This window comes from Rhizobium mesosinicum, assembly GCF_019511345.1.
GTDB lineage: Bacteria > Pseudomonadota > Alphaproteobacteria > Rhizobiales > Rhizobiaceae > Rhizobium > Rhizobium mesosinicum.
On record NZ_JAEUAK010000010.1, the window covers coordinates 115300 to 127632 of the forward strand.

General features: G+C 59.8%; 7 protein-coding genes and 1 other RNA gene. 5 read left to right on the forward strand and 3 right to left on the reverse strand.

What is annotated here, in order from left to right:
• Positions 1 to 48 precede the first annotated feature (48 nt).
• Positions 49 to 3261: a PAS domain-containing protein gene (locus tag JNB85_RS23395; protein ID WP_220336674.1), complete on the reverse strand. Its 3213-nt coding sequence runs from the start codon at positions 3259 to 3261 to the stop codon at positions 49 to 51.
• A gap of 269 nt (positions 3262 to 3530) precedes the next feature.
• On the opposite strand from JNB85_RS23395, the gene JNB85_RS23400 reads away from it, so the two are divergent.
• The 5 genes from JNB85_RS23400 (at position 3531) to JNB85_RS23420 (ending at position 7083) form a co-directional block, all read left to right on the forward strand.
• Positions 3531 to 4829, forward strand: coding sequence for an epoxide hydrolase family protein (locus JNB85_RS23400; RefSeq protein ID WP_220336675.1), 1299 nt, complete (start codon positions 3531 to 3533; stop codon positions 4827 to 4829).
• Between the two features lie 704 nt (positions 4830 to 5533).
• Positions 5534 to 5893, forward strand: a transfer-messenger RNA (tmRNA) gene (gene ssrA, locus JNB85_RS23405).
• Positions 5894 to 6024: 131 nt separating this feature from the next.
• Entirely contained in the window at positions 6025 to 6537 is a 513-nt protein-coding gene (locus JNB85_RS23410; RefSeq protein ID WP_220336676.1) for an SspB family protein, read from the forward strand.
• 52 nt (positions 6538 to 6589) lie between these two features.
• Positions 6590 to 6778 carry a DUF4169 family protein gene (locus JNB85_RS23415; RefSeq protein ID WP_037070786.1) on the forward strand — a complete coding sequence of 63 codons (189 nt, stop codon included), beginning with the start codon at positions 6590 to 6592 and terminating at the stop codon, positions 6776 to 6778.
• Between the two features lie 83 nt (positions 6779 to 6861).
• Entirely contained in the window at positions 6862 to 7083 is a 222-nt protein-coding gene (locus tag JNB85_RS23420) for a ribbon-helix-helix domain-containing protein (RefSeq protein ID WP_220336677.1), read from the forward strand.
• Between the two features lie 35 nt (positions 7084 to 7118).
• On the opposite strand, the gene JNB85_RS23425 is transcribed toward JNB85_RS23420, so the two are convergent.
• Positions 7119 to 10802: an AsmA family protein gene (locus JNB85_RS23425; RefSeq protein ID WP_220336678.1), complete on the reverse strand. Its 3684-nt coding sequence runs from the start codon at positions 10800 to 10802 to the stop codon at positions 7119 to 7121.
• 90 nt (positions 10803 to 10892) lie between these two features.
• Complete coding sequence (locus JNB85_RS23430) at positions 10893 to 12305, reverse strand: FAD-binding oxidoreductase (protein ID WP_220336679.1); 1413 nt, start codon at positions 12303 to 12305, stop codon at positions 10893 to 10895.
• Between the last annotated feature and the right edge of the window lie 28 nt (positions 12306 to 12333).

Consider the following 12333-nt stretch of genomic DNA (forward strand, 5'->3'; position numbering starts at 1 on the left):
CCGGCCATCACAACAGCCTCAATTGTGATCCTGATCAGTGATCGCTCATCATGCGCGACTGTTGACCCGTGCAGGGACATCGCAGGGAATTGAAAACGCAAATGTCGCGCCCGGCCCTTCGGAATTGGATACTCCCCGAAGCCGCCCGCCATGAGCCTCAATGATGGAGCGGCTTACTGACAGTCCGATCCCCATCCCGTCGGACTTTGTGGTGTGGAAGGCCTGGAAAAGCTGTTCGACGTTCTTGCCTTCAAACCCGATACCAGCGTCGCGAACGGAGACACTAATCTCGCCGCCAGGGTCAATGCGGCTGGAAACATGCATTTCACGCGCACCGTCGTTGACCGCCGCCATGGCATCGGCCGCATTCAGCACGAGATTCAGAATGACCTGCTGGATCTGGACCCGGTCGGCGAGTACAAGCGGGACATCGCCCGCTAGTTCGGTGCGCACGATGACCCGCCGTCGCTGAAGTTCGCTCGACGACAAAGCAAGGACCTCGCGTACCGCCTCGTTAAGGTCAATAAGTTCGAGCGACGGCGGCTTCCTGGTGAACAGACTGCGCAGACGTTTGATCACCTCCGACGCACGATCCCCGTCTCTGAGAGTCCGCTGGGCGGTTATCCGGGCGCCGTCCAAGTTGGGCGGATCGGCGGCAAGCATTCTTAGGCAGGTGTTCACGTTGGTCATAATCCCGGCGAGAGGCTGGCTCACTTCGTGGGCGATGGACGCGGTCAGCGCACTCAGCGCCGTCACGCGCGCCACATGTGCAAGTTCCGCGCGCGCGTGGTTCAGATCGGCCTCTTGAAGCTTCCGCTGCGTGATATCCTGCAACGCTCCCATGAAAACCGGTCTGTCAGGGATCTGCGCGATGCGGTGGCCGATGACATGGGCATGCCGCATGTCGCCATCCGCTCTTAGCACCCTGAACATCAATTCAAATTTTTCCCCGATCGCCGCGCTTCGAAGCAGAACCTCGACATGTGGCATATCCTCCGGATGTATCGTGCCGGCGATCATGTCCATGGTCACCTTCACACCAGGCTCGAATCCGAAGACCTGATAAATTACTTCCGACCAATTGTGCTCATCGCGCTCCAGGTCCCATGTAAAGCTTCCGGTCTGGCTTAGCCGCTGGGCAGCTGTCAGGTAGGCATTCGTGCGCGCAAGCTCGGCTTCACTGGCTTTCTGGACTTCTTCCGCCAGTTTGGTTTCAGTGACATCCTGCACGCTACCGATATAGACCATCCGATCGGTGATTTCCGGGATGGGGGTGGCGACAGAGTGGATGTGTTTCAGGTTCCCATCCGACGTGATGATGCGATAGTACATGTCGAAGCTTTCGCCGACGCTTGTTGCTTCTTGGAGATGTCTTCCGACCCGCTCAAGGTCGTCTGGATGGATCACGCCCAATACGATCGACATATCCGGTGTCACGGTCGGGTCGATGCCCCAAATCCTGAAGGTTTCCTCCGACCAGTCCACCTCGCCGGACCCGGCGTCCCAGGTAAAGCTCCCTGTCTTGCTCAGTCGCTGTCCTGCGGTCAGGTATGAGTTGGCACGCCTCAACTCCGCAGCGATGGCTTTCTGGGCTTCCTCTGCCAGCTTGCTCGCCGTCACGTCCTGAGTGCTCCCAAGGAACACCGCATGGTCGGTTATCTCCGGGACCGGCATGCTGACCGTGTGAAGATACTTCAAGGAGCCGTTGCGCGTGACGATGCGATAGTAGGCGTCAAAAGCCGAGCGGGTCCGCGCGGCCTCCTCTATCGCAGCGATGGTCGCCTCGCGGTCGTCTGGATGAAAGGCCTTCACGATCATATCCATTGTCGGCGCCAAGCCTGGATCGAAATCCCAGATTCGGTAGTTTTCGTCCGACCAGGTCAGCTCGAGGGTCCTTGAGTCCCACCTGAAGCTGCCGATCTGGCTCAGTTGCTGCGCCGCGCTGAGATGAACATTGGCTCGCGCAAGATCCGCCTCGCTGTCACGGAGCGCGGCCTCTGCAAGCCTACTCTCAGTGACATCCTGGGAACTCCCGAGATAGACGAGATGCTCGGTGATTTCCGATACGACCTCCATCACCGTGTGAAGATACTTCACGCCGCCGACGGGCGTTACGATTCTGTAGACGAGTTCGACGTCCTTGCGCTCGCGAACAGCATTTTCAAATGCGCGGTAGGCCCTATCACGGTCGTCCGGATGGATGGCGGCTAGAACCATCTCCATCGTTGGAGAAATCGCAGGCTCGAACTCCCAGATGCGATAGTTCTCGTCAGACCAAACTTGTTCGCCAGTTGTCGTATCCAGAGAAAAGCTGCCCGTCTTGCTCAGCCTCTGGGCGCCCGCCAGGAAACGGTTCGCACGCCTGAGTTCCAGCGTGCTTGCGGCCAACATGGCATCCGACTCCGCCCGCTCCATAGCGATGCCAGAAAGTTTGGCAAATCGATCGATTAGTTCCTGCTCTTCGTCCGTCGGACCGACGCGGTCGAGCTTATAGATGGCGAATATGCCGAGCACTTTTCCACGGCTCCCGACGATCGGCGCCGACCAGCATGATCCGAGACCGAATTCAACCATCATGCCCGGCCAGGCTGACCCGAGCCAGCGCGAGTCATTTGTCGGGTCGGTGACGATTATCGTGGATCTTGTCTTGATCGCGAGCGAACACGGTCCGAAGTAGGGATCGATCTTCAACCCGTCGAGAACAGCATTATATGGTCCAGGAAGATTGGGACCTGCCCCCATCCGAAACCGAAGTTCGTCAGGATCGGAAAAGAGGATACTGCAGAGCGACCCAGGCGACAGTCGTTCCACTTCCAGGCAGAGTTGATTCAGAATTTCCGGCAGGGCAACGCCGCGTGTGACAAGCTCGAGCAGTTGTTTCTCCACCTGGAGCTGCGCTTCTGCCTGTCTCTGGCTTTCTATGTCGGTGTTGACCCCATACCATCCCGACGCAAGACCATCACTATTGTGGACCGGCTCGGCCTTGACACTGAAACGGCGATAAACTCCGTCGAACCGACGAAGTCGCATCTCGAACTCCGCGGCGCCACCCCTGGTAACCGCATCGCGCCAGCTATCGCGGACCCGCTCGATGTCGTCGGGATGAATTGTCGCCGTCCAGCCGCGCTCCCGGAGCTCTTTGACATCAATGCCAGTGTACTCGCGCCATCGGCGATTTACGAAAGTCGTTACGCCATCTGGCCCTGTCGCCCAGACTAGTCCAGGCAGGATGTCGAAAGGTTTCCAGAGGTCTGGTTCCATACCTCACTTTCCTACAGTCAAGGGCGGGGTCATTTTTTGAGTACTCGAAGCAATCTCGTCAATAGTACTTAGGTGTCGGGCCTTGGAAGATCGAGATGTAGCACCCTTCTGAAGGATCTGAGCGTTTTGTTACATTGCGAGGCTTACAGGCGCGCAATGAAGAACATCGTAGATACCAAAGTATCGGCGATACCATGGTGCAATAGTCCACACGCCCGTTCGGTGTGACTTTCCTCCCCATCAACCCCGTCAACACGTAGGAGGATGCCATGTCCCGTATACAGCACGAAGTCACACGCCGAACTCTTCTTGCCGCCGCCACAGCCGCAGGCGCGATGGGTATGCTTCCGGGAACACTCGCGGCGTCGACCACGGGTCCCGATATCAGACCGTTCAAGTTCTCGGCTACCGACGAGCAGCTTAAGGATCTTCGACGTCGTGTTGAAGCCACCCGCTGGCCGGACCGTGAGACGGTGTCCGACGATACGCAGGGGGTGCGGCTCGACACGATCCGGAAAGTGGCCAAATACTGGCGCGCCCATGACTGGCGCAAGGTCGAGGCCAAGCTCAATTCCCTCCCGCAGTTCATGACCGAGATCGACGGTCTCGACATCCATTTCATCCATGTGCGCTCGAAGCACGAGAAGGCGCTGCCCATCATTATCACCCATGGCTGGCCGGGCTCAATCATCGAGCAGTTGAAGATCATCAAGCCGCTGACCGATCCGACCGCCTATGGCGGCACCGCGGCCGATGCCTTCCATGTCGTCATCCCTTCGCTGCCGGGTTATGGCTTTTCGGGCAAGCCGAAGGAGAAGGGCTGGAACCCGCCGCGCATCGCCAAGGCCTGGGCCGCGCTGATGCAACGCCTCGGTTATACGAAATATGTCGCCCAAGGCGGCGATTGGGGCAATGCCGTGACCGAACTGATGGCGGTGCAGGAGCCTGCCGGCCTCATCGGCATCCACACCAATATGGCGGCCACCGTGCCGGCCGACATCGCCAAACTACTGTCATCAGGCGCACCCGCGCCGGCCGATCTTTCCGGCGACGAGAAGCGCGCCTATGAACAGCTCGACGATTTCTACAAGAACGGTCTTGGCTATGCGATCGAGATGAACAACCGGCCGCAGACGCTTTACGGCATCGTCGACTCGCCAATCGGTCTCGCCTCCTGGATGCTCGACCACGACATCAGAAGCTACCGGATGATCGCTCGTTCCTTCGACGGGGAGAAGGAGGGCCTGACGCCTGACGATATCCTCGACAATGTCACGCTTTACTGGCTGACGAATACGGCGATCTCGTCCGCACGGCTCTACTGGGACAATGCGCATTTCCCCTCGGGCGGTTTCTTCGATCCGCGCGGCATCAAGATCCCCGTCGCCGTCAGCGCCTTCCCGGATGAGATCTACCAGGCGCCGCAGAGCTGGGCCGAAAAGGCCTATCCGAAGCTCATCCATTATGCGCGGCCGGAAAAGGGCGGCCACTTTGCGGCCTGGGAGCAGCCGGAGATCTTCACCGCCGAGCTGCGGGCCTCATTCAAGTCGCTGCGCGACGAAACCTAAAGGGAACTGACGTAATGGCTCTTGGTTCGTTTCCACCTCGATGGGATTATTTAGCGAGAGGAGCATACGTCAAGATTGAATCCAGGTTTAAGACTGGCGCGCCGATTTTCGCTGACGCCCTTTGAGAGCAGGCGGCGGACCTCGAAGATTACGGCGGGAGCACTCGATGCTCCCGCCGCTTGTTCACGCCGTAATTTGACAAACTCAGGAGGTCAAAATGAAGCTCAAGAGCCAACCAGAAGGCCTTGCTGACGATTCGTCATTGAGAACCTCCAAAGCAGTGTTCAGATTGAGCAAGCGAAAGCGTTGCTTCGACAGCAACTGCGCTCTGGTGAGCTTGAGGATTACCTTGTCGGATAAAAGAGGGAGGCACTGAAGGAGAGTGACGTCCTACGCCTTACGACCCTCCACCCGAACCTTCTCAACGGTCACAAACACAAGCCCACGACCAAGTCCGAAGTCGGCACGTTTCTCAAGACCTTGAACGCGGAACTTGCAGAGCGGCGGAAGTTGGAATCGAATGAAAGTTCCGGAGCAACCGACTGGAAGGCTATGTATCACGAGGCCATCGATCGGCAGGAGCGAATCCTGACCAGAGCCCATGCCTGGAAGATCCCGATGCTCCGCATGGCAAGGAAAAAACCGCGAGCTCAAGAAAAGGCTCGGATTAAAGGTTGTTCCGCTTCGACCATAGCCGCTTAATTTCTCTTGAAATTCAACCGATAGACTCCTAACTATGTAGTGCTTCGCAAGAAGACTATGGTGCTAAACCTTTTGTGCAATAGATGTGCAGGACGCGGCTTCGAAGCCGCCGCCTCCACCACAATTAGCCGTTACCGGGCTGCTTATGATGGGGGCGAAATGGGATCGACTGGCATTGAAAGACAAAAGCTGTGCCCGGCATGATACCGCCGTTATCGGGTCACAAGTGTAGTTGCAAACGACAACAACGCTAAGGAATACGCTCTCGCTGCCTAATGGCGGTGTGAGAATTCCGACCTAAGTCCTCTAGGTTAGCCCCTTGAGGCGGGGTCCGAAGGCACCTGGCAACAGAAGCCTTCACCTTCTCCCCTTTTTCGACAAAATCATGTATGCTTGATGAAGGCATGAATCGGCTTGCGCCTTTCCCAAACCGCCGGGACGTGCCATACAAGTTCGTGAAAAGACTTCCAAACCGACGAAAGACAGGAAAAGCATGGGGCAGGATCATATCCGCTACGACATTCTGGCACAGGACGCGTTGCGCGGTGTCATCCGCAAGGTCTTGACCGAAGTCGCAACGACGGGCCGTCTGCCCGGCGACCATCACTTCTTTATTACGTTTCTCACTGGCGCTCCCGGCGTGCGCATCTCGCAGCACTTGAAATCGAAATATCCCGAGCAGATGACCATCGTCATCCAGCACCAGTTCTGGGAACTGAAGATCACCGAATCCCATTTCGAGATCGGCCTGTCCTTCTCCGATGTGCCGGAAAAGCTCGTCATTCCGTTCAACGCCATCAGAGGCTTCTACGACCCCTCTGTTAATTTCGAGCTGGAATTCGACGTGCCGCTGAGCGACGGCGAGGAACTGCCGGCGGCCGAGATTACTGCCTATCCGGTCGATGCGACCAAATCCGAGGATGCCGCGGCAAAGCCTGCCGTAGAAGGCGAGGAAAAGAAACCGGGCTCGGTCGTTTCGCTCGATTCTTTCCGCAAGAAGCAGTAATGCCAAGGGAGGCAAAAGCCTCCCTTTTTCTTTCATGACGGAGGCAAACCGCATGAGCGCCGAAATCGTCAACCTGCGCCAATTCCGCAAGCAGCAGGCACGCTCCGAAAAGGAGAAGCAGGCCGAGCAGAACCGCATCTCGCACGGCCGCACCAAGGCTGAAAAGCAATTGACCCGTGCCCTCAACGAGAAGGCCGAAAAGGCGCTTGATCAGGGCCGCATCGAAGACGACAAAACCTGATCGCCGGCGGGTGAAAAGCCTTAGCGATCAGACAGATGCGGTTCCTGACTGAATCGCTTTCTCAACGAAGACGAAGCAGGCCGATGATCCGCAAACACTCGGCGACATTGCATGGGCACCGCACAAGTTTCTCGCTGGAAGATGAGTTCTGGACCGAGTTGAAGGCGATTGCCGCAAGTCGCTCCATGCCGCTCGCGGCACTGATATCAGAAATAGACGACGGCCGCACGCCTGACAGCAACCTCTCCTCGGCGTTGCGTCTGCATGTGCTGGCCTGGCTGAAAAGCAGCATCGCCAGCGCCTGATCAATCCCCGCAAGCCGCCGGATCGACCGTCCTCGTCACTGAGCGCGGACGCCTGGCACTTGATCGAAATTGAGCTGCCCCGGCTGCTCGGCGCGGCGGGCGGCTTCGGCCTCTGCAGCAGCCTTTGCCCGAGCCTCCGCCTCCGCCTTGGCACGTGCATCTGCTTCAGCCTTGCGCTGCGCAGCCTCCTGCGCCAGCGCTCTCAGCCTCTCCTCCTCCGCCTGCCGCTGCCGCTCGATTTCGGCGGCCTTGACGCGTTCGGCATCATTGTAGCGATAGAGCGCCACTTCGCGCCGCAGCCGCTGCTTTTCCAGAACATTGGCCTGCAACCTTTCCACGCGCCGCCGCTCGCGTTCGAAGGCGCGCAGCGACAGATAGCTGGTGATATCGGTCACATCCATCGTCTTGCCGGGCGAAGCCAGTAGGCCGGAGAAGTTCAACCGGATGCCCGGCTCTGCGCCCGACAGCGCCTCGGTACCGGGATTGAAGCCGACGGCGAGCGTAGCGTTGATGCGCTCCTGCGGCAGCTCGATCTGCGCATCCGCGGTCAAGTGCGCGAGCTCGTTGGCGACGCTGACATTCTGAACGCGCAGAGTGCCATCCGTCACGTTGAAAGGAATGCTGAGCGGCGGCAGTTTCGCCTCACCGTTATTGAGCAGCGTTTCGACGATCGGATGCACCTTACCGGCATTGACCTGGTCCTGCATCGGATCGGTCGCCGACAGAAGCGGCGCCAGGATCGCAAGGTTCAGCCCGCGAACATTCGTCTCTCCGAGCCGGATTTCGCCTGAGCCATTGAGTGAACTTGCAATCTCCGCAACCGTCTTGCCCGAAGCTTCGAGCGCCAGCGACATGCCGAACTTACCGTTGGCAACCGGTGCGCCGTCACGCGGCCAGACGACACCACCGAGGTCGGAGTCGGCAAGCACCAGCCGTGCCTGCAGGAACCCCGTGCCATTGGCATTGGTGAACAGCAGGTTGCCCGAGAGCGCGCCGCCATCCCAATTGCCTGCCATGTTGTTGAGCTGAAGCTCATCGCCCTTATAGGCAACGTCGGAGGTGAAATCGTTTACCGCCGTATTCAGAAGTCCCGGCCAGAACTGCTTGGCAGTGAGCTTCAGACTGACGTCGAGATCGCGGAAGAGCGGCTGGCCGAGCGCCGCAGTCGTCAGCTGGCCGTTGGCCGGGTCGCTGATCTGCCCGAACACCGCCTCGCCGAGCCAACCGAGATCGGCCTTGGAAAGAGTAAGCGCGCCGTTCGCAGCCGTTTTCGCTGCCTTTCGGTCGAATGTAACGGCGCCCGCGAATTCGTTATCGGCCGCGTGACCGTTGAGATCTGCAAGCACCACCTTGTCGGCATCGATGGTCGCATTGGTCTGCAGCTTGAACGGCAGGCCGGCGCCAAGGTCCGGCAGCGCAATCCCGTTCATAACCAGATACGGGTCGAGGTCCGCACTTTCGAGCGACACGGCGACGTTGCCGTTCATGAAAGTGCCAGGCCGCACGTCGACCTTGCCGTTTGCCGTAAACGAGGTCCGGTCGGTCGCAAACGTCAGTGCAGCCTCGGCCGGATCGTTGTCGGTCGCCGTCACCTTCAACGTCAGTCGGCCATTGGCGCCCGCATCGACCGGCAGAGGATCGAGACCCGCCTGCCCGAACAGGATTGACGGCACGGCATTGTCGAGCGTCGCCTCCAGCGTCGTCGTGCCGTTGCCAGTCAGCGCCAGGAGGTCGGACATGCGATAATCGAGATTGACGCGGCTGCCGTTCGAAACGCCTGCAAGCGTCACCGACAGGGCGTTGCCGTCATCGCCGCCGAGCGTCAGCGCGCCGCGCAAAGCCGTATTGCCGTACCAGCCGGCATTGCGCACCAGCCGATCCATCACAGGGTGATGCGGCAGGTGCTCTCGCAGCATGGCAAAGAAGGCGCCGGGATCGGCGGCCTTGAAGGTGATCTCGCCGGTGCCCTTATAGTCGAGCAGCGATCCCTCCGCCTTGCCCGTCGCCGTCAGTTCGGCGCCTGCAAGGTTCTTGATCGACAGCCGGTCGACGGAAAGCGCCCCTTCGGCGAGGGTAAAGGTCGTCTCGACATTATCGGCCTGCACACCGAAGGCCGTGAATTTGTCGGCCTTGAGCTGTGCGGCGATCTTGTGATCGAGCACGTTGTCGCCGGCATCCTGGCCGGTAAACAGGCCGGTCAGAGCTCTCAGCGCATCGAGATCGAGTGAATCACCGTTGAGCGCAACGGAAAGCGACGGTGTCTGGCCATTGGTCGTCTGCCGCTCCAGCCGCCCTCTCAGTGTTGCAGCACCGATCGCGATCTCCAGGTTCTCGAAACGCTGCAGATCACGCGTCAGGCTGACATTGGCGGAGAAACCGGCCTGCCGGAGCTGGCGGATCGCCGGATCGACGGAGCCTGACAGCCAGGAGGCAAGCCCGGTCGGCTGATTGGATGCAACCACCATCTGACCGTTGAAGGACGGATCGCCCGTGAGCGTCAGCTTGCCCTTGCCTTCCACCTGCGTGCGGCCGGGCAGCGTGCCGATAGCACTGTCGATCATCCAGCCATTACCGGCCGGCTCCAGTTCCAGCGCCACGTCGCGGATCGTCGTATCCCCGGCAACGATCGCTGGTAGGCGCACCGTCGCCTTGCCCGGCACCTGCGGGATCGGCACTTGGCCGACAATGTCCAGCAGCGAGTTCAATCGCTGACGTGCCGAAACGGCAGGATCGCGGTTAGTCTTGCCGGCGGAACCCTGATTGCCGATACGGTTGACGTCTATCTGCTGGCCGTCGGCGGTCAGCAGAAATTCCGGCGCACTGCCGGTATCAAGCGTCGCCTCGCCCGTAATCACATAGGGATCGTCGGTCGAGCCGACTTCCATGCGATATTCGGGAATGCGGATGCGGTCGTTGGTGAGCTCGAAACGCCCCTTGAGGCGCGGCGGCGGCGCCTGTCCCTTTTCGGTTTTGGCCTCGCGGCTTTCGATTGCCGCTGAGAGCGTACCCTGATAATTCGGCCGGCTGTCGACGAGCTTGAGTTCACCATCGAGATCGACGTTGACGGGATGCTTGTCCGGCGCAAGCCGGGTGCGCACATGCAACACACCACTCTCGTCCGGTTGATTGCTGGAGACGGAGAAGTTGCCATGTTCACCGTCGAGGGCGCCGTCGCCCTCGATGCGCCAGGGACCTGCAAGCGACTTCGCCGACATTTCGGCATTGAGCCCGGTAACGTTCCGCGACCGGCCGGACTGGTCGTCGATAAACTCGATCTCGCCGCCGTTGACATGCACATTTTCGAGAACAACGGTCTTGGCCGGAATTTCCGGCCGGCTGCCGCGCATCCAGTCCAGCGTGCCGTCCTTCAGAAGCCGCAGCCGCACCTTGGGATTGACGACCCGCATGTCGAAGATCAGCGCTTCGCCCGAGAGGAAAGGCGCAAGCTCGGCATCCATGGAAAACTGTTCGACCTGCACCACCGGCGTGCCGTCTTCTTCCTGGCCGACACGCACGTCATGCAGCGTCACCGATGGAAACGGTAGAAGCCGCGCGTCCACGGTGCCATGCACCGTCACTTTCTTGCCGATGATGCGGCTTGCCTGATCTTCAAAGTTCTTCCGGAAATCCGTCCAGTCGATGAACAGCGGTGCCAGCAGCGCCACGAAGAGCACTACGACGATCACTCCTCCTAGAAAGACGAGGAACCGGCCTACCAAATCAGGGATTCTCCATTCGGGATTCTGTTGCCGACACTAGCGCTATTCATGCGGGGGGCAAGGGCCAAGATCATGAGATTATTCCATTTTTCAGCCCAGATGAAAAATCTTGCCGGGATTGAGGATATTGTCCGGATCGAGCGCGCGCTTGATCTGGCGCATCAGGTCCACCGTACCCCCGAGCTCCTCCTCCAGAAACGCCATTTTCCCCTGCCCGATCCCGTGTTCGCCGGTACACGTGCCATCCATTGCCAGCGCCCGCGCATTCAGCCGGGCAACGAACTCTTCTGCCGTGGCGATCCCCGCGGCACTCTTATCGTCGAACAATAGCTGCACATGGAAGTTCCCGTCGCCCGCATGGCCGACGATCGGCGCCAGCAAACCATTTGCTTCGATATCGGCCTGCGTTTCGGCAACGCAATCCGCAAGCCGCGATATCGGAACACAGACATCGGTCGAAAGTACGGCAAGCCCGGGCGCCAGCGCCCGCACCGACCAATAGGCGTCATGGCGTGCCTTCCAGAGCTTCGTGCGCTCCTCGGGGCTTGCCGCCCACCTGAATTCGCCGCCGCCGCATTCAGCTGCGATCTCGGCAAAAGCGGCCGATTGCAGCGCCACCGCCTCATCCGTGCCGTGGAACTCGAGGAAGAGCGCCGGGCTCTCCTCATAGGGAAGATTGGCATAGGCGATGCTGGCGCGCATCTGCAGCGCATCGACGAGTTCGATACGGGCAACCGGAATGCCCATCTGGATCGTCATGATAACGGCGTCGCAAGCAGCCTTCACGCTCGGGAAGGCGCACACCCCCCCGGCGATCTTCTGCGGAATGCCGTGCAGGCGCAGCGTCACCGAGGTCAGGATGCCGAGCGTGCCTTCCGCGCCGACAAAAAGCCGAGTGAGGTCGTAACCGGCCGAAGACTTGCGGGCGCGGCGCGCCGTACGGATCTCCTCGCCCGATGCGGTCACTGCCGTAACGGCAAGCACATTGTCTTTCATCGTGCCATAACGCACCGCATTGGTGCCGGAGGCGCGCGTCGAGGTCATTCCGCCGATCGAGGCGTTGGCACCGGGATCGATCGGGAAGAACAGGCCGGTATCGCGCAGATGGGTGTTCAGCGCCTCACGCGTGACGCCCGGTTCGACCGTGCAGTCGAGATCCTCGGGATTGACTTCAAGCACCCGGTTCATGCGGCTGAAATCGATGGAAATGCCGCCATTCGGTGCATTGACCTGGCCCTCGAGCGAGGAGCCGGTACCGAAGCCGATAACAGGCACTTTATGATCGGCGCAGGCCCGCACAACAGTCTTCACATCGTCGACCGTCTCGGCAAAGAGCACGCCGTCGGGCAGTTGGGCAGGGATATAGGTGGTCGTGTGCGCATGCTGGCCGCGAAAAGCCTGGCCAGTCTGGAAACGCTCTTCGAAGCGCTGTTTCAGAATGCCGGTGACGGCCTCGATACCCGCCTCGTTTCGCACCCCAGCCTTCGCGTCGCGCAGCGCCATGTCCTTGATCTCCCTGCATTCCACAGCC

Bases quoted from the DNA above. Each gene is read 5' to 3' on its own strand.
- JNB85_RS23395 (WP_220336674.1), bottom strand. From the start codon at position 3,261: ATGGAACCAGACCTCTGGAAACCTTTCGACATCCTGCCTGGACTAGTC.
- JNB85_RS23400 (WP_220336675.1), top strand. From the start codon at position 3,531: ATGTCCCGTATACAGCACGAAGTCACACGCCGAACTCTTCTTGCCGCC.
- JNB85_RS23410 (WP_220336676.1), top strand. From the start codon at position 6,025: ATGGGGCAGGATCATATCCGCTACGACATTCTGGCACAGGACGCGTTG.
- JNB85_RS23415 (WP_037070786.1), top strand. From the start codon at position 6,590: ATGAGCGCCGAAATCGTCAACCTGCGCCAATTCCGCAAGCAGCAGGCA.
- JNB85_RS23420 (WP_220336677.1), top strand. From the start codon at position 6,862: ATGATCCGCAAACACTCGGCGACATTGCATGGGCACCGCACAAGTTTC.
- JNB85_RS23430 (WP_220336679.1), bottom strand. From the start codon at position 12,305: ATGGCGCTGCGCGACGCGAAGGCTGGGGTGCGAAACGAGGCGGGTATC.